Origin of the sequence: Algoriphagus aquatilis, from assembly GCF_042657405.1 — a bacterium.
GTDB lineage: Bacteria > Bacteroidota > Bacteroidia > Cytophagales > Cyclobacteriaceae > Algoriphagus > Algoriphagus aquatilis.
Genome location: NZ_JBHSKS010000002.1, coordinates 371745 through 388319, shown reverse-complemented (window position 1 = coordinate 388319; position 16575 = coordinate 371745). Strand labels below are relative to the sequence as shown.

Here is a 16575-nt window from a genome sequence, read left to right as displayed (position 1 = left end):
CCTTTTCTTCAAGACAAGAAATCCTCTTTTACAATGACTTTAATTTCAAAGCTACCACATATCGAGACCACCATTTTTACCATCATGTCCAAAATGGCCACTGATGAAGGAGCCATCAATCTATCTCAAGGCTTTCCCGGGTTTGGGTCTGATCCGATTTTGTTGGAAATGGTGGCCAAATACACCCAAGCAGGATATAATCAATATTCTCCCATGTCGGGAATACCTGCATTGAGGAATATTTTGGCGAAGAAAACCCAACTGACACAAGGTTATTTTCCTAATCCTGACCAGGAAGTCACGATAGTTTCTGGTGCTACAGAGGCCATTTTCTGTGCCGTAACCTCGGTAGTAAGATCGGGAGATGAAGTGATTGTTTTGGAGCCTGCCTATGATAGTTATGAGCCAGCTATCACCTTAAATGGTGGTGTTCCGGTATATGTACCCTTGAATCAAGGTGATTTTTCAGTCGATTGGGAGCGGGTCAAGACGGCAATTACTTCGAAAACCAGAGCCATTATGGTCAACTCGCCGCATAATCCTAGTGGGTATGTATGGTCGGTTGAAGATGTCAATCAACTGGCCGAATTGGTGGAGAATACAGGAATTTATGTGATCAGTGATGAGGTTTATGAACATATTACATTTGATAATAGGCAACATATTTCCATCGGTTCACATCCCATTCTTAGAGATCAAACATTTGTGTGTGGTTCTTTTGGAAAGACTTTTCACGTGACAGGCTGGAAAATCGGCTATTGCATCGCCCCTGAAGTCCTGTCCGGGGAATTTCGAAAGGTCCACCAATATGTCACCTTTAGTACAGTGACTCCGATTCAGTATGCTTTGGCAGAATACCTAGAGGAACCAGAGCGTTACCTGAGTATTCCGGATTTTTATCAAAAGAAACGAGATCTTTTTGCTGAGGGCTTAGCCCAAACTGAGCTCGAGTTTGTGCCTTCCACCGGCAGTTTTTTTCAATTGGTATCCTATGGGCATTTGTCTCAATTACCTGACCGAGTATTGGCGGAACGAATGACCAAAGAATTGAAAGTTGCATGTATCCCGATTTCAGTTTTCTACTCAGACAGGAGAGACGATAAAATCATTCGTTTTTGTTTTGCCAAAGAAGAACGCGAATTGATGGAGGCTTTAAATCGCCTCAAAGGATTGAAAAGCATCATTTATTGAGGAAATAAATTTTAACAATATTATTTCTATATACCCTACCTTATTAATAGGGAAATAAAATTTTCCGTTACATTTGGAATCTCAAACCTAATCAGATTCCAAACCTTAGATGGAAAAGCTAATTATCCGACTACGAACAGAGCCATTTTGGTCCATGTTTTTTGCCTTCGCAGGTGTGATGTTTGTCCTATTGGTGACGCAGACTCTCACCGAATCCATCAAATCCTGGGAGATAGATATGGAGATGTTTCTTTGGTTTTTGTTAGTAGGATTTATAGCACAGAGTATCGATGGGGCATTAGGAATGGCTTATGGAGTGAGTTCCAATTCGATCTTATTGGGTATTGGAATTCCACCGGCTACTGCATCCGCTTGGGTTCATTTTGCCCAGGTGTTTACTAGTTTGGCTTCTGGAATTTCTCACTGGAAAATGGGTAATGTGGACTGGAAATTGGCCAAAAAACTCTTGATTCCCGGGGTTTGGGGATCAATTATAGGAGCGTATATCCTATCCAGTTTAGATCCTGATTTGGTTAAACCGGTAATTGCCGTTTACCTTTTTGTCATGGGGATTGTCATTCTTAGAAAAGTCAAAAAGAAGCAAGTGCCAAAGTTTGATCGTGAAAGCAAATCAATTCCTGTATTGGCCTCGGCTGGAGGTTTTGCCGATGCGGTAGGCGGCGGAGGTTGGGGACCGATTGTAAACAGTACCTTGTTGAGTAAGGGAAAAATCGCTCGTTATGCCATTGGCACAGGTAACTTTGTGGAGTTTTTTGTTTCGCTAGCCAGTGCTTCGACGTTTTTGTTTTTTGTCAAAGAACTCAGTTTAGCCCCTGTGCTGGGGTTGATTTTGGGAGGAATTGTGGCTGCACCTTTTGCCGCTTACATATGCAGATTGATCAAGCCAAAGTACTTAATGATTGCAGTAGGAATTTTGATTATATTCCTAAGCATACGTACCTTTTATCTCGCCCTCTGATAGCTTCATGAATAGGTTCGCCGCATTACCCCTGATTTTCTTATTATTCATCCAACAAGCAAATGCCCAAGTGACTGAATTTGAAAATTGGAAAAAGGACAGGATAGCCGAATTAACAGGCGAAGACGGTTGGATTAATCTTTCTGGATTGCTTTGGTTGGACGAAAAAAATGCCTACTTGAATGAGATTTCAGATGATAGTTTGATCCTTTCAGGTCAAGCAGGAAAAAGGAATATCGGTACTTTTCAGCTAGTCAATGATTCGGTTTGGTTCTTTTTCAATCCAAAAGTTGCCAAAAAAAGTAACCTTCAATTTCCAGCCAAAACCCTCCAGTATCCTGTTTCATCCTATGCAAAAGGAGGGGTTTATTTTGATCATTGGAAATGGACAGTTATCCAACGAGGCGGACAATATGCGGTTAGGCTGAGGGATTTGACACATCCGGAATTGGGGAAATTTGAAGGAATTCCAGTTTTTGACTATGATCCATCATTGAAAGTAAAAGCATTTTTTGAACCCAAATTCAACGAGACCATGGAAATACCCAATGTCCTTGGTCAGGTGATTGAATGGAAAGTGATGGGGATTTTGAAGTTTGAGATTGGGGATGAAAAGTACCAATTACATGCTCTGGATGAAGCAGGTAAGCTTTTTGTGATCTTTTCTGACGAAACCAGTGGGCAAGAGACCTATCCTACTGGAAGATACCTTTATGTAAGCTATCCGGATAAAACCGGGATGACCGAGATTGATTTTAATTTCTCCTACAATCCTCCTTGTGCATTTACGGCCTTTGCTACCTGTCCTATCCCTCCAAAGGTAAATCGGCTTCCCATAGTATTGAAAGTGGGGGAGAAGGATCCTAAAGGACATTAAAAAAAAAGCGGGCCATTTACGACCCGCTTTTTTGTTTATCCCAGTGCTTTGCGGCAAAATTCCAAACACTTCTGTACTTCCTTCACTGCATCTGAACCTTGAGGTACTTGGTACTCCAATTCGATGGTTGCAGGGAATTTGTATTTGTTTTTTTGCATTAGCTTGAGGATATCTCCAATAGGCGTATTTCCGGTGCCCCAAGCCAAGTTACCTTTTCCGTTTGCAGGGGTTTGTCGGTCTTTGGTGTGCATGCTGAGGATGCGGGCATGATGCTTTTCGATCAGAGGAATAAGATCTGTATGTCCTGCTGCGATATAGTGGCCTGCATCAAGGTTGAGACCGTTTTTTGGGCTTTGAGCTAAGGCAGTATCCCAGAAAGTAAACGTTTCCTGCTCGTGGCCATGGTAGCCGACCGACATACCGTTTTGTTCTCCAAGTTTACCAAGTCTAAGGGTTTGTTCATCGTTGGAGGGATGCTCCAAGGTCACGTGGCTAGCTCCCAAGGCTTTGGCGGCTTTCATTCCGTAAGCCACTTCTAGATCTGAATTGTTTGCTCCAAATGCATTGGGTTTGAAGGCATAGATGGTCACGCCCGCATCTTTGTACATTTTGCGAACCTGCTCAAATTTTTTCATGTCTGCATTTGCTCTCCACTCCGCAACTACTTTGGTGTAGGCAGCACTTTGTGCTTGAAGATCTGCCAATTCTTTCTTTTCATCTTCGGTGAGTGTTTCGCCTCTCCGTTGCTTTCCACCCAATTGGAAGACCCGAGTACGGTTAAAGGTAGGGGTTGGCATTCCTGCAAAACTTTCTGCAGGATCACCCATCAATTCGATGGAAGAGATCCCTGAATCAACGACATACTTCAGTGTAGCCTCGGCACTTTGGTCAGGCATGGATCGAAAAGAATAGGTAATACAGCCGATTTGGACTCCATTGATTAGAGAATCCGGTTTATTAAAGGACTTGATCAGGGCAGGAGCACCTTGGAGCCAAGATGGTGCGGTGACCAATCCGGCAATTCCTAAGGCTGATTTTTGAAGAAATTCGCGACGGTTTTTCATGTGAGTTAGATTGTTTTTTTAGGCCACAGGAAATCTCCCAATTCGCAGAATGATCTCTTGGAAAGATTCATTCACACAGTTTGATTTCATGGTTAATGGGTTTAAAGGTTTAGAAAATGGAAGTTAGAATTTTTTCCGACTAGGCCTCAAAAAATTAATCCAAAGCGGATTGAAATGATTTTTTTGGCAATAATCTACTTTAAGCGAAGGTTATCATCGAATTTTTAACACTTCATTCATCTCTCAAAACCTGCATTGATGGAGGTTTGAAGGTGGGTTTTGCTCTTTTTCTCCGATCTTTCCTCTGGATTTAATTTTCTGATCATGTATAACCGTCATTTACTCAAGCTCACTTTTACATTTTGTATTTTCTTACACGTATCCTTTTTGAGTTTTTCTCAAGAAGGATCATTGCTTTGGAAGATTTCAGGTAACGGACTTTCCAAGGAATCTTACCTGTTTGGTACCATTCACATCATCTGTAAAGAAGATTTTGTGATAAATGATCGAGTGAAAAAAGCTTTTGAAAGCAGCGAAAAGCTTGTGATGGAACTTGATTTGAGTGATCCACAGCTGATGACCAACATTCAACAGCATTCTTTGAATCCCGGAATGAAAAATATTCAAGGAGAACTTTCAGAAGAAGATGCCAGCGTGATGGATGCATTTTTTATGAAAAATTTTGGAGTAGGCCTGGCTCAAATCGGAATTTTGAAACCTTTCGTGCTTTCGTCTATGGCATTGATCAAAACCTTGCCATGTCCAGAGACAGAAAGTTTTGAGGGCTATTTCACCGCTCAAGCTCAAAGCCAAAGTAAACCCATCGAAGGACTGGAAACTGTCGAAATTCAAATGGGAACTTTTGATCAAATACCTGCTAAAGTCCAATTGGATGAATTGGTTAAAATGATCAAAGATGAATCAGGTGCAGAGGAATTTAAGGCTATGGTTACTGCCTACCTGGAGGAAGATATTGAAGCCCTATATCAAACCATGAACCAAGACGGGATGATGAAAGAATACAGAGGCATTATGCTAGATAGTAGAAACAAGGCTTGGATCCCCCAACTTCAAGAGAAAATGGTTAAAGAAAGTGTGTTTGTGGCCGTGGGAAGCGGGCATTTGGCAGGTGAAAATGGGGTGATTTCTTTGCTGAAACATGCGGGATATCAAGTCGAACCTGTCAAATAATCCAAGGATACTCGCTGGACTTATGGGGAAAAAATGGCCATTAGGAAAAACCAAGGTGTATTGGCTTTTGCAGATACTTGGTTGGAGTTCGATCATATTTATCGAAACAGTCAATTACACCTTTTTTATTCATGGCCAATTTGAGTGGGCTTTCTTTCAGCAATTTACCTTTTACTCATTGGTAGGATTGTTTGTTTCGCATGCCTACAAGTCAGTTTTTATCAGGTCTCATGTTTTTGAAAAAAGTCTCTCCAGAATTTGGAGTAAGGCATTTTTTGACACCTTGATGATCGCTTTTTTAATGTCTTTTATGCTTTACCTTCCTTATGCATTTATTGACCCGAGTACTTTACTATCTCAGTCGACTTTAATATCATTTTTGGGTCAGATTATGAATTTGGGTAGGTATGTTTTGGTATGGATCATTATCTATTACCTGTATCATATTCTAAAGCGCAATGCAGAAATTACCGAGCAAAAGTTGATGTTGGAAAACGTAGCCAAATCAGCGGAATTAGAGCTTTTGAAAATTCAACTTAATCCTCATTTTTTGTTTAATGCCCTCAACAGCATCAAAGCTCTGGTTTTGATCGATCAGGAAAAGTCAAGGGATGCGATCATCAAACTCTCCGAATTGCTGAGATTTTCGCTGAATTATGAAAAAGCGCCCTTGATCAGTATCAATGAAGAGATCAATGAGGTAGTGAAATACTTGGAATTGGAGCAAATCCGATTTGGAAAGCGGCTGGAAGTAGAAATTGTACTACAGGAGGAGACCCTCGATCAAAGGATTCCTCCCGCTATGGTACTGACTTTGGCTGAAAATGCCATCAAACATGGAATCACAAAACTGCCTGATGGCGGAATCATCAAGATTGAAAGTAAAATAAAAGGAGCCCGAATCTGCGTCGAAGTGGTCAACTCAGGCCAATTGGCAGAAAACTTTTCGATGGGTATCGGACTGACCAATCTTCAAAAGAGACTTGAAAATCTATTTCCGGAGAATGCTTCTTTCCACCTCGATAATTTTGGGAATCAACTGGTAAAATCCACTTTAATCTATCCTATCTCATGACAAAGAAACGTGTTTATTTGGTCGATGATGAACTTTTGGCATTGGAAGAGCTCAAGGTTTTATTGGCGCCTTTCGAGGATTTGGAGATTATTGGTGCCAGTGATCGGGTAGACCAGGCCATTCAGGAGTGCAATGAATTGAAGCCTGACTTGATATTCCTGGATATCAATATGCCCGGAAAAGATGGATTTGGGTTTTTGGAAAGTCTGGAAGAGGTCAAAGAAGTCATTTTCGTGACTGCCTATGATCAGTTTGCGATCAAAGCATTTGAGGTCAATGCCTTGGATTACATTCTGAAACCCGTCAATCCCCAGAGATTGGCAGAAGCCATTCAGAGGTTTAGGGCAAAGCAACAGGCCACTCAAAACTCATCCACGGAAGATGGACGCTTGAGTGCCGAGAAGAAGATTTTTATTAAGGATGGGGAAAAATGCCACTTCGTCCAAATCTCGAAGATATACCTCTTGGAAAGCGAGGGCAACTATGTGCGAGTGTACTATGAAAAGCATAAGCCGCTTCTGCATAAATCCCTAACCTATTTGGAGCAAAAGCTTCCTGAGGACCTGTTTTTCAGAGCCAATCGGCAGTACATGTTCAATCTGGATTTTGTCGAGCAGATCGAACCCTATTTTAACAGCACTCTATTAATCATTTTAAAATCAGGACATAAAATCGATCTGAGTCAGCGCCAAAGTGCCAAGTTTAGGGAGATTACGGGGGTGTAAATGGGATACAAAATAAAGGAAGAGGCTGTCTCATCATGTGAAGTATTGTCTGCCTGAGCGTAGTCTAAGTCCATTTATAGCGTTCTGGACTATATTTCCGCTTCCCTCTAATTGACAACACTTACTTGAAAGACAGCCCCTTTTATAACTTATTTTAAAAACCTACCGCCTTATCATCCCCTCGAGGATCAGCGCCGCCTTCCAGCTTGCCATCCGGCAAAACCAAAATCGCATCTACTTTGCCGATAATCGGGCTGTTTTTTTCATTGATCAGATAGCCCCTTGATTTCAAAGTGGCAATGAGCGTGGAGTCAAAAGAATCCGGCTCAAAATTGACCAAGTCAGGAAGCCACTGATGGTGAAATCTCGGTGCTTCTACAGCCTGCTGCATTCCCATCTCAAATTCAGCGACGTTCAGGATCGTTTGTAGTACGGAAGTGATGATGGTAGAACCACCCGGAGTGCCGACCACCATCCAGAGTTTGCCTCCTTTTTCGACAATAGTGGGGGTCATGGAACTGAGCATTCGTTTGCCAGGGGCAATGCTATTCGCCTCAGCGCCGATCAGACCAAACATATTGGGAATCCCGGGCTTGGAGCTGAAATCATCCATTTCATTATTCATGAAAAAGCCCAATTCATCAATGTACACTTTCGATCCATAGGCACCATTCAGTGTGGTAGTCACTGAAATGGCATTGCCTTCCGCATCTACAATCGAATAGTGAGTGGTCTCCATGCTCTCAGCAAAAGCAATCTTTCCCTCTGAAATCTCCTCAGATTTAGTGGCTTTTTCAAAAGAGAAATTGCTCATTCTTGACTTTAAATATTCTTTATCAAGCAATTGATCTACAGGTATTTTTACGAAGTCAGGATCGCCCAAATAGAAGTTTCTGTCTGCATAGGCTCTTCGCTCAGCTTCCACCAAAAGTTGGATGTATTCCGGCGAATGGTGGCCGAGTTTTTTCAAATCATGCTGCTCCAACATGGATAAGATCTGAGCCAAAGTGATACCTCCTGAACTGGGAGGGGCCATGGAGATGATTTTCAGATCTCGGTATGGAAATACGATTGGATCTCTCCAAGCGGCCTCGTAAGCGGCTAAATCTGCTTCCGTAATGATGCCGCCCTTTTCCTGCATGTGTCGAGCGAGGATTTTAGCTGTTTCGCCTTTATAGAACTCATCTCTTCCGTTTTTGGCAATTCGCTCCAGTGTAGCTGCCAAGATGGGGATTTTGAGGGTGTCGCCTTCTTTGATTTCCTTCGCAAAAAAGGTCTCAGGCCCATTTACTTCCACAAATACTTCCCGATTTCGCTGAAGTCGCTCGGCTTGTGCTTTGGTCACCACAAAACCATTTCGGGCGAGATCAATCACGGGCTGAAGGATTTCGGCAGGTTTCAGCTTTCCGAATTTGGCTTGTGCTTCAAAAATACCGGCAATCGTCCCCGGCACTCCTGAAGCCAATGCTCCTTTGGTACTCAGGTCCGGAATGACATCCCCATATTCGTCCAAATACATGTCTTTGGAGGCTGCCTGAGGAGCTTTTTCCCGGTAATCTATCGAACCAACGCTTCCATCAGCCATACGATATACCATAAAACCTCCGCCTCCTAAGTTTCCAGCAAAAGGAAAAGCCACGGCCAAAGCCATTTCGGTAGCCATCATTGCATCAAAGGCATTTCCTCCTTTTTTCAGAATTTCCAAACCTATTTGTGAGGCTTCTTCTCTAGCTGAAACCACCATGGCTTTTTCAGCGATAAGGCCTACTTTGGCTGAAGGGGTTGCTTCTTGCTTTCCGCAGGAAAAAACCAGAACGGAAAGGGCAAGAGCGAGTGATACTATTCCAGATTTGTTCATTTCTTCTCTTCCAAAAGGGTGGTGTTAAACAATTTCAAGATACGCTTATACTCGTCTGCCCACGAACTTGGTTCTACGAATCCATGATCTTCTACCGGATAAACGGCCATTTCCCAATTGTCTTTTTTGAGTTCGATCAGTCGCTGGGCCAGTCTGACCACATCTTGAAAATGCACATTGACATCCAGCATGCCATGAGCAATCAGGAGGTTTCCTTTTAGTCCTTCGGCAAAATAGATCGGAGAAGAGCGACGGTAAGCGATGGGATCTTCCTCAGGGGTATTCAAAATGTTGGCAGTGTAGCCATGATTGTAATGCGCCCAATCCGTCACCGAGCGAAGTGCTGCCCCGGATTTGAACAGGTCTCCATGATTAAAGAGAGCCATCAGCGTGATAAATCCTCCGTAGCTACCCCCATAAATCCCGATTTTTCCAGCGTCAACTCCGTGCTGAGTGATGAGGTATTTGGCGCCATCGACTTGGTCTAAAAGGTCTTTACCTCCCATGTGCCGGTAGATGCCGGTACGCCAATCCCGACCATAGCCTGCTGAAGCCCGGTAGTCGATATCCAAGACGGTGTATCCCAGATCAGTCAACAGGTTATGAAACATGTATTCTCTGAAATAAGTACTCCACCATTTGTGCGCGTTTTGGAGGTAACCTGCGCCGTGAACGAAAATCACAGCAGCTCCATTTTTCTTGCTTGGCTCAGGAAGGTATAGTCGTGCCGGAACCTGTGCACCGTCTTGAGCAGCAAATCTGACAATTTGCGGATCTTTCCAAGCATAGGCTTTGAACTCCTCTGTTTGGCCGGAAGTCAATTTTTGAGGAATAGCTCCAACCTTATTTTCTTGAACATAGAGTTCGGTAGGCACATTGGAGTAGGAATGGAGGATGGCCATCTTCTTTTCATCAGGAGAAAGCACCACTGCATTTTCGCCTGTCATGGACGTAAGTTTTTCCATTTTACCGCCCATGATCGGCATTCGGTAAAAATGCCGCTCACCCGGATCGACTTCAGAGGTGGTGAGGTACCATGATTTTTTGTCTTTGGAAATAAATGGATCGAAGACTTCAAATTTTCCAGCTGTAAGCGCTTTCTTATGACCTGTAGTCACATCCAAGAGGTATAAATGCGAATATCCAGTCTCCTCAGATTGGAAATAGATGTGCTTGGAATCAGGAAGCCAGCCTAGAGTACCTCCTCCAAACGCGCCACCTATCCCGGGTCCACCCACCCAGGCTTCATCTCGCTGTCTATCTAGGTTTTTCAATTCACCGGTCATTAAATTGACTTCGGCAATCCAGCGATCTTTGTTGTCAAAAGCTCGGGCTTGAATAATCGCCCGTTTGCCATCAGGAGAAAAGTAAGGAGCAGAAAGAGTCAAATCCCGAACTTTTTCTTCCCAAGTCTTTTCAGGGTAATCTTTGACATAATCAGGTAAATCCTTGATGCCTGGAAGATTGGCCGTTTTGACATAATAAACTGTATCCCGCTCCAAGTCATAGATTCCGATTTCAACTTTGTTGGGCTGTGTTCCGACTTTGGGACGTGTATTTATATCTTCCGTGTATCCAGAAGCAGCGGTATAATCGGGCACTTTGGTGTTTTTATTGGATGCAGGACTGAATACAGAAAAAGTCACGAATCGTGCATCCGGGCTCACCTGCATGTTGGACAGGTTTTTACCTTCGGTGTAGAAAACAAATTCCTGATTCTTGGGCCGGATAGCTTCCCGATAGGCCCGAGTTTGCTGTTGCGCTAATTTTCGCTCATTGACTACTTGAAGCAGCGAGAGGTTTTCGGCTTCGAGGAAAGAAACTTTGGAGGATGGTGAAGCAGCAGTTGCAGCCGGTTTTGGACCATTTATGATAGAAGTGAGTTTTGTGACTTTACCTGTAGTCCGATCCACCAGTAAAACATTTGATCCCGAGATGAAGGAAACCAGGTTTTCATTAGCCAAAAACTGAAGGTTGGTGAAAGATTCAAACCATTCCACTAAGGCAGAGGTGCTTCCTTTCTTTCTGTCCTCCAGGTAAATGGTGTTCTTTTCTTTGTACAGTCTTAAGCTTTGGTCTGAGTTGAAAGTGGAAAGTTCTTTTCTGAGCAGCTTTTCTTCCGGCCAGTGGACTTTTGAAATCTGAGAAGGTTTGGTAAGATCAATTTTGTATAGGGAGTCGGCGGGGTCATTTTCGAGATTATACCTGAAAAAAATCTGCTTGCTGTCTTCGCTCCAAGAGTGGGCCGAAGGAAAGGTCCCCATCCACTTTGGGTCTCTCATGATGTAGTCCACAGTAAGTGGAGATTGTGCTTGAACTACTGCAAAAAAGCACAGTAAACCAGGCAGAAATAGAAGTTTCCGGAGCATTTGAATAGGGTGATTGTAGGGTGATATGGGTAATTAGTTCAATTTAGATAGAAAGTCATTCAATTCAGTTTCCAAAATTCCCAATTGATTTTGTAATTGTGAATTAAGGGAATGAGAGCTCTCAAGCTTCTCTTCAATTTCTTCCAGGGTTTTTCTGACTTTCAGTGCGCCAACATAACTCATGGAAGGTTTGGCTTTGTGGCAGCGTTTTTTGATCGTAGCAAAATCCGATACTCCGTAAAAAGTTTCGAGTTCTTTTAAGTCTTTGATGTTGGTATTCAAGATGATTTCAATCATCTCTCTAATCATATCATGGTCGTCATCCCCAAAATACTGATAAATGGCTTTCTCGCTAATCAGTTGATACATAGTGTGATTAAAGTATGGATAAGGTATTAAAAATCCATTCCAAAAAGGAATAAGCTAAATTTATAAACAATTTTCAAAATGCTTTATTTCTATAGATGAGTTTTGAAACCATTCACTTGAAAAACTCATTGCTTAATTTTGCTTTCAGAATCGCTCAAACTCATGCAAAAGAATAAAAAGATCTTTCTGGCCTTGTTTGTCCTCTTTATGCTGATCATCCTTTATGTGAGTTATGATATTTCAAGGAGAACCACATTTCCCGGTTCAAAAGGCAATCTGAAGGAAAGAATATCCAACGAAGTAGAATCTCCCAAAAAATGATCGGAAAGAAAATAGATGTCGACAAGCTCGACCTAGAATTAATGAAGGAAAAGACTACCGAAAATCCCGGTACTTTGCCTTATGCCCATCATTCGGGAAGCGCCATCATCAAGCCTGAGGACCAAGGGAAAATTACCGGTAGGGCCGTGGCAGCCATGCATAGTCAGACTGATATGCAGATGGCTCAAATCTACGAGCAAATGAGGCTTTTGGCAGATCAGGCTAAGAAGATTCAAGCTAGAGTAGAAGTATCTGAGCGGATCTATGGTGCATCAATTGCTTTCGAGCCGCTGATCAATCACCGTTATTTTTTGTACCAGAAGGCAGACGGAACCGACTTCATGAGTATGATTGCTCCGGAGGAATGGGGACGCAAAAAGGATTGGGCAAATTTTGTGGCTGAGGTAAAATTACTTGCAGACCACACTTGGGAAATCCTGAGAGAAAACACCTGAGTAAATGGAACACCTGATGACCCGACAGCTCGACCTGATTCTCAAAGAGGGTGGGGCTGACTACGACTGGCAACCCGAATTGGAAGTGGTGCCAAAATACCTAGACGAAAAAGGCAAAGGATGGCTAAAGAAAATCCTCAACGAATTGGGAGGAAATGGTTCGCTTCCTTTACTGGAAAAGCTAAAATTTGACTTTAAACTTGGTCGGCATTTTATTCTTTGGGACGATGAACTTCATTTTCACCGATATCGCTTGAGTTCTTTAAAATCAGGACTTTATGAAGAGTTGAATTTTCCTTTTGCGGAAAGCTACAAGAGACTTTGTCGTACTTACGAAAAAGAAGCCTTGAAAGCCGGAATGCCTCAACGGATCTGGCAAGGTCCGTCGGTTGCTTCCACCTTATTCGGAAAAGCTTCAGATCCCGGAGATTTTTCAGGGAATGGTCCGATTGGCTGGAAATTGATGGCCTACAATGCTGCTCAAATCGATCTTCAAACCCGTATCCATGGATACAAGCTCATTCGGCTGAATCCTTACGAAACCATCATGACCGGGGGTTCGCTCAAGCGTCTCGATCAGCTTTTGATAAACCCCAAGGAAGAACAGCGGACTATGATATACAATTGGTTGATGAGGAAGTTGGGATGATTTTTTGTCCGATGTCCGATGCTCGATGTCCGATGGAACTAAGGATTTAAACTTTTTTTCAACCATTTAGAAGTTAAGGAAATTTAAAAGATACCATTTGATTGTAAATCAGGATAGGCCGCAGGTTTTGAGTGCTCTTTTTGATGTTTCTTTCACAGCATAGCTCCAACGGAGCGTTCTATCTTAGCCAGGGGTGTAACCCCTGGCTGGTTTAAAGCGGAGAGTTTATTTACAACGACACAGAGAAGAAACAATATTTTCAACCATTTAGAAGTTAAGAAAATTTAGGGTTTGATTATTAAGACTTTAAAGGGTTGATTAGAATCAACTTAATGCCCTAAACTTCTTAATGTTAAAAAAAAGGGACTTCCTTCGAAATCCCTTTTTTATCGGTAATCATGCAAAAAGCCCAAACATTTCGCGTTCTATTTTTTCCACAATGAATGAAAAATCTGATTGCCTCTCCACAAAATCCAATTCATTGACATCCACGATCAGCAGCTTCCCTTCCTTGTAATTGGAGATCCAATCCTCGTAGTGTGAGTTGAGATTTTTTAGGTAGTCGATCCGCATGGCAGTTTCATAGGTCCTTCCACGCTTTTCGATTTGTCCAACCAGTTTGGGAATATCGGCTTTGAGGTAAATCAATAGATCCGGAGCCTTAACATGAGAAATCATCGAGTCAAAAAGGCTTCGGTAATTGAAATAATCCCTTTCGGTCAGAAGCTTACTTTTATACAGATTGGCTGCAAAAATGTAAGCATCCTCATAAATCGTACGATCTTGGATGGTTGGAATGGTGCTCTCCTGAATTTTCTTGATTTGATTGAAACGGGAATTGAGAAAGTAGACCTGAAGGTGAAATGACCACCGTTTCATGTCTTCATAGAAATCAGGTAAATAGGGATTATCATCCACCGCTTCAAATTCTGCCTTCCACCCATAGTGTTTGGCCAATTTCTCAGTGAGAGTGGTTTTCCCACTCCCGATATTTCCGGATACTGCTAAATGCATGTGTAGAATTTAAATTACTTGGAAAACCTGGAAGCAACTACTAGATCTTTGCTTCCGGGGGTATATCGATAGAATCCTTCGCCTGTTTTCACACCCTTATATCCAGCCTCTACCATGTTGACAAGCAAAGGGCAGGGGGCATATTTTGGATTGCCAAATCCATCATGAAGCACCCGCAAAATGGAAAGGCATACATCCAGCCCAATGAAATCTGCCAATTGGAGAGGTCCCATGGGATGGGCCATACCAAGTTTCATCACGGTATCAATTTCTGAAACTCCAGCCACTCCCTCATAAAGCGTGTAAATGGCTTCATTGATCATAGGCATCAGGATTCGATTTGCCACAAATCCCGGATAGTCATTTACTTCCACCGGATCCTTGGAAAGGTTTCTGGAAAGATCCATGATGATCTCTGTGACCTCATCAGAAGTAGCATAGCCTCGAATCACCTCGACTAGCTTCATTACCGGCACAGGATTCATGAAGTGCATTCCGATTACCTGAGTTGGTCGTTTGGTCACAGCGGCGATTTTTGTGATCGAAATAGAAGAGGTATTGGAAGCTAAAATGGCAGGGGCAGGGGCAAATTGATCCAATTGACGGAAGATGTCCAACTTAAGCGCCATATTTTCTGTGGCTGCTTCCACCACCAAATCCGCACTTTCTACTCCTTCCTTCAAGGTTGTGAATGTGCTAATTCTGTTAAGTGCTTGATTTTTATCCTCCTCCGAAATGGCACCTTTAATCACTTGTCTATCCATATTTTTGGAAATGGTGGAAAGTGCTTTTTCTAACTGTCCAGCCGAAATATCGACAAGTGAAACTTTATACCCATGTTGGGCAAAGACATGAGCGATACCATTTCCCATGGTGCCCGAACCAATAACAGAGATAGCTTTCATAACTGGTTAATTTCGAGATAAAAACGTGAATATTTGGGTTTATTTTGGCTTAATCAGCCTTTGTTGAGGAATTCAAAGCTACTCTTAAGCCAAGCGAATTCCAATTTCGAACCGATGATTCCTGACTTTGTTTGTCGGATTTTTCTTCTCGTTGGCTGGGATTAATCTTTACCTTTGAGTCGAAAAAATCATCTAGAGTTGATCTTAAGAAATAACTGATGGTCATGCATGATTTTTAAATTTCAACTATTTGGAGAGAACTAATCCCAATCCGCAACTTAGATACTGATGAAAGAACTAGGACTGATCAGCAAACTCTATATCAATCGATTTACTGACTTTGGAGCTTATTTGGCTTTATCTGACGGGGGAGAAGTGCTTTTACCAAAAGGTTACCTCAAAGGTGACGAAAAAGAAGGTGATGAATTGGAGGTATTTGTTTATACCGATAGTGAAGATCGACCTGTTGCAGTTACGGATCGGCCCAAAGCACTTTTGGATGAATTTGCTGTGTTGGAATGTAAAGAGGTGACCAAATTTGGAGCTTTTATGGATTGGGGATTACTTAAGGATCTTTTTGTGCCCAATTCCGAGATGGCTAAGCCTATGACTCCAGGTCAGAAATACTTCATCAGAGTCTGTAAAGATTACAAAACAGAACGATTGATTGGTGTGAGTAAATATCGGGAGTTTATGTATCCAGCTCCTAAAGATTACGAACCCGGGAATTCCTGTGAAGGATTGATTTTTGAAAAAACAGACCTTGGATATAAGGTACTTCTCGAGGATCGCTATGAGGGCCTGATCTATGCCAATGAAGTTTTTCAACCTTTGGAGATAGGAGAAAGGAGAAAACTTTGGGTAAAAAAACGCAGAGATGATGGAAAAATTGATCTTCAAGTCCTACCAATAGGTAGAGTGAAATACGATGAGGGTTCTGAAAAAATCCTCCAATTGCTGGAAGAAAAGAGCTTTTTGCCACTTCATGACAAGTCTGATCCCGAAGAAATCAAACGTGTTCTTGGGATGAGCAAAAAACACTTCAAGCAGTGCATTGGTCAATTGTATAAAGCAAGAGAAATACAAATCCTGGAAGATGGAATCAGTCTTTGTCGGGATTAGTCAAGCTTGAGGATATCTGTAGGAGTAACGCAAAGGATTGCCTTATCTCTATAAAGCGCAATTGGAGCTTTTATTAGATAAGGGTAGTTGACGAGAATATTCAGCCAGCCTTCCTGATCCCAATCTTTTCCAGCAATCAATCTCTGGTAATCTGGATGAGCTCGATTAAGGAGGTCTTTGGCCCTGAGATTCAATTTGAGCAATAATTGATCCCATTGGGTAGCGGTAAGCTTTTCATGATTGAGGTCAATTTCATTGACAAAACGAGTCATAGATTTTGCATACGCTTTGGTCAGTTTTTCACCAAGTTGATTGGAGCTGTAGTAGAAATAAAGCTCTGATGGATGAATTTTCATAGCGGGATTGGGTTTAGTGTTTCAGTAAGTTAATGAATTTTACAAAAAATTGAAA

Annotated in this window: 17 protein-coding genes; 10 read left to right on the top strand and 7 right to left on the bottom strand. The window is 42.2% G+C overall.

Going from position 1 to position 16575, the window contains the following annotated elements:
- Window positions 1-33: 33 nt before the first annotated feature.
- From ACFPIK_RS04020 to ACFPIK_RS04010, 3 genes are all read left to right on the top strand, one after another.
- Window positions 34-1191, top strand: coding sequence for a methionine aminotransferase (locus ACFPIK_RS04020; RefSeq protein WP_377912464.1), 1158 nt, complete (start codon window positions 34-36; stop codon window positions 1189-1191).
- A 109-nt stretch (window positions 1192-1300) separates the two neighbouring features.
- Window positions 1301-2170, top strand: coding sequence for a sulfite exporter TauE/SafE family protein (locus tag ACFPIK_RS04015; RefSeq protein ID WP_377912462.1), 870 nt, complete (start codon window positions 1301-1303; stop codon window positions 2168-2170).
- Between the two features lie 7 nt (window positions 2171-2177).
- Complete coding sequence (locus tag ACFPIK_RS04010) at window positions 2178-3047, top strand: DUF1684 domain-containing protein (protein ID WP_377912460.1); 870 nt, start codon at window positions 2178-2180, stop codon at window positions 3045-3047.
- 35 nt (window positions 3048-3082) lie between these two features.
- On the opposite strand, the gene ACFPIK_RS04005 is transcribed toward ACFPIK_RS04010, so the two are convergent.
- Window positions 3083-4111 carry a sugar phosphate isomerase/epimerase family protein gene (locus tag ACFPIK_RS04005; protein ID WP_377912458.1) on the bottom strand — a complete coding sequence of 343 codons (1029 nt, stop codon included), beginning with the start codon at window positions 4109-4111 and terminating at the stop codon, window positions 3083-3085.
- Between the two features lie 324 nt (window positions 4112-4435).
- Here ACFPIK_RS04005 and ACFPIK_RS04000 point away from each other — a divergent pair, with 324 nt between their 5' ends.
- From ACFPIK_RS04000 to ACFPIK_RS03990, 3 genes are read left to right on the top strand one after another with little or no spacing between them, the layout of a single operon-like run.
- Entirely contained in the window at window positions 4436-5302 is an 867-nt protein-coding gene (locus ACFPIK_RS04000; RefSeq protein ID WP_377912456.1) for a TraB/GumN family protein, read from the top strand.
- Window positions 5303-5324: 22 nt separating this feature from the next.
- Window positions 5325-6377, top strand: coding sequence for a sensor histidine kinase (locus tag ACFPIK_RS03995; protein WP_377912454.1), 1053 nt, complete (start codon window positions 5325-5327; stop codon window positions 6375-6377).
- On the top strand, window positions 6374-7102 hold the full coding sequence (locus tag ACFPIK_RS03990; RefSeq protein ID WP_377912452.1) for a LytR/AlgR family response regulator transcription factor: 729 nt from the start codon (window positions 6374-6376) through the stop codon (window positions 7100-7102). The genes ACFPIK_RS03995 and ACFPIK_RS03990 overlap by 4 nt, the downstream gene beginning before the upstream one ends.
- A gap of 154 nt (window positions 7103-7256) precedes the next feature.
- Here the strand turns inward: ACFPIK_RS03990 and ggt are convergent, their stop codons facing one another.
- The 3 genes from ggt to ACFPIK_RS03975 are packed head-to-tail and all read right to left on the bottom strand — an operon-like array spanning window position 7257 to window position 11698.
- On the bottom strand, window positions 7257-8960 hold the full coding sequence (ggt, locus tag ACFPIK_RS03985; RefSeq protein ID WP_377912450.1) for a gamma-glutamyltransferase: 1704 nt from the start codon (window positions 8958-8960) through the stop codon (window positions 7257-7259).
- Entirely contained in the window at window positions 8957-11329 is a 2373-nt protein-coding gene (locus ACFPIK_RS03980; protein ID WP_377912448.1) for a S9 family peptidase, read from the bottom strand. Before ACFPIK_RS03980 ends, ggt begins: the two co-directional genes overlap by 4 nt.
- A 33-nt stretch (window positions 11330-11362) precedes the next feature.
- Entirely contained in the window at window positions 11363-11698 is a 336-nt protein-coding gene (locus tag ACFPIK_RS03975; RefSeq protein WP_377912446.1) for an Hpt domain-containing protein, read from the bottom strand.
- A gap of 162 nt (window positions 11699-11860) precedes the next feature.
- Between ACFPIK_RS03975 and ACFPIK_RS03970 the strand changes: the two genes are divergently transcribed.
- The 3 genes from ACFPIK_RS03970 to ACFPIK_RS03960 are packed head-to-tail and all read left to right on the top strand — an operon-like array spanning window position 11861 to window position 13123.
- The gene (locus ACFPIK_RS03970) at window positions 11861-12019 is read left to right on the top strand and encodes a hypothetical protein (protein WP_377912444.1); all 159 of its coding nucleotides are present in this window, start codon (window positions 11861-11863) and stop codon (window positions 12017-12019) included.
- Window positions 12016-12474 (top strand): DUF2452 domain-containing protein, encoded by a 459-nt coding sequence (locus ACFPIK_RS03965; protein ID WP_377912442.1) that lies wholly within the window; start codon window positions 12016-12018, stop codon window positions 12472-12474. Before ACFPIK_RS03970 ends, ACFPIK_RS03965 begins: the two co-directional genes overlap by 4 nt.
- Before the next feature lie 4 nt (window positions 12475-12478).
- The gene (locus ACFPIK_RS03960) at window positions 12479-13123 is read left to right on the top strand and encodes a DUF7255 family protein (RefSeq protein ID WP_377912440.1); all 645 of its coding nucleotides are present in this window, start codon (window positions 12479-12481) and stop codon (window positions 13121-13123) included.
- A 396-nt stretch (window positions 13124-13519) separates the two neighbouring features.
- Here ACFPIK_RS03960 and ACFPIK_RS03955 read toward each other — a convergent pair whose 3' ends face one another.
- Both ACFPIK_RS03955 and ACFPIK_RS03950 read right to left on the bottom strand, forming a co-directional pair.
- Complete coding sequence (locus ACFPIK_RS03955) at window positions 13520-14137, bottom strand: deoxynucleoside kinase (RefSeq protein WP_377912438.1); 618 nt, start codon at window positions 14135-14137, stop codon at window positions 13520-13522.
- Window positions 14138-14151: 14 nt separating this feature from the next.
- Window positions 14152-15042, bottom strand: coding sequence for a 3-hydroxybutyryl-CoA dehydrogenase (locus ACFPIK_RS03950; RefSeq protein ID WP_377912436.1), 891 nt, complete (start codon window positions 15040-15042; stop codon window positions 14152-14154).
- A 288-nt stretch (window positions 15043-15330) separates the two neighbouring features.
- On the opposite strand from ACFPIK_RS03950, the gene ACFPIK_RS03945 reads away from it, so the two are divergent.
- Entirely contained in the window at window positions 15331-16164 is an 834-nt protein-coding gene (locus tag ACFPIK_RS03945; protein WP_377912434.1) for a CvfB family protein, read from the top strand.
- Here the strand turns inward: ACFPIK_RS03945 and ACFPIK_RS03940 are convergent.
- Entirely contained in the window at window positions 16161-16520 is a 360-nt protein-coding gene (locus ACFPIK_RS03940) for an arsenate reductase family protein (RefSeq protein ID WP_377912432.1), read from the bottom strand. The two genes, ACFPIK_RS03945 and ACFPIK_RS03940, sit on opposite strands and share 4 nt — an antisense overlap.
- Window positions 16521-16575: the final 55 nt, after the last annotated feature.

What these genes read in the sequence shown, in the direction of transcription:
- ACFPIK_RS04020 (WP_377912464.1), top strand. Translation starts at nt 34, where the DNA reads ATGACTTTAATTTCAAAGCTACCACATATCGAGACCACCATTTTTACC.
- ACFPIK_RS04015 (WP_377912462.1), top strand. Translation starts at nt 1,301, where the DNA reads ATGGAAAAGCTAATTATCCGACTACGAACAGAGCCATTTTGGTCCATG.
- ACFPIK_RS04010 (WP_377912460.1), top strand. Translation starts at nt 2,178, where the DNA reads ATGAATAGGTTCGCCGCATTACCCCTGATTTTCTTATTATTCATCCAA.
- ACFPIK_RS04005 (WP_377912458.1), bottom strand. Translation starts at nt 4,111, where the DNA reads ATGAAAAACCGTCGCGAATTTCTTCAAAAATCAGCCTTAGGAATTGCC.
- ACFPIK_RS04000 (WP_377912456.1), top strand. Translation starts at nt 4,436, where the DNA reads ATGTATAACCGTCATTTACTCAAGCTCACTTTTACATTTTGTATTTTC.
- ACFPIK_RS03995 (WP_377912454.1), top strand. Translation starts at nt 5,325, where the DNA reads ATGGGGAAAAAATGGCCATTAGGAAAAACCAAGGTGTATTGGCTTTTG.
- ACFPIK_RS03990 (WP_377912452.1), top strand. Translation starts at nt 6,374, where the DNA reads ATGACAAAGAAACGTGTTTATTTGGTCGATGATGAACTTTTGGCATTG.
- ggt (WP_377912450.1), bottom strand. Translation starts at nt 8,960, where the DNA reads ATGAACAAATCTGGAATAGTATCACTCGCTCTTGCCCTTTCCGTTCTG.
- ACFPIK_RS03980 (WP_377912448.1), bottom strand. Translation starts at nt 11,329, where the DNA reads ATGCTCCGGAAACTTCTATTTCTGCCTGGTTTACTGTGCTTTTTTGCA.
- ACFPIK_RS03975 (WP_377912446.1), bottom strand. Translation starts at nt 11,698, where the DNA reads ATGTATCAACTGATTAGCGAGAAAGCCATTTATCAGTATTTTGGGGAT.
- ACFPIK_RS03970 (WP_377912444.1), top strand. Translation starts at nt 11,861, where the DNA reads ATGCAAAAGAATAAAAAGATCTTTCTGGCCTTGTTTGTCCTCTTTATG.
- ACFPIK_RS03965 (WP_377912442.1), top strand. Translation starts at nt 12,016, where the DNA reads ATGATCGGAAAGAAAATAGATGTCGACAAGCTCGACCTAGAATTAATG.
- ACFPIK_RS03960 (WP_377912440.1), top strand. Translation starts at nt 12,479, where the DNA reads ATGGAACACCTGATGACCCGACAGCTCGACCTGATTCTCAAAGAGGGT.
- ACFPIK_RS03955 (WP_377912438.1), bottom strand. Translation starts at nt 14,137, where the DNA reads ATGCATTTAGCAGTATCCGGAAATATCGGGAGTGGGAAAACCACTCTC.
- ACFPIK_RS03950 (WP_377912436.1), bottom strand. Translation starts at nt 15,042, where the DNA reads ATGAAAGCTATCTCTGTTATTGGTTCGGGCACCATGGGAAATGGTATC.
- ACFPIK_RS03945 (WP_377912434.1), top strand. Translation starts at nt 15,331, where the DNA reads ATGAAAGAACTAGGACTGATCAGCAAACTCTATATCAATCGATTTACT.
- ACFPIK_RS03940 (WP_377912432.1), bottom strand. Translation starts at nt 16,520, where the DNA reads ATGAAAATTCATCCATCAGAGCTTTATTTCTACTACAGCTCCAATCAA.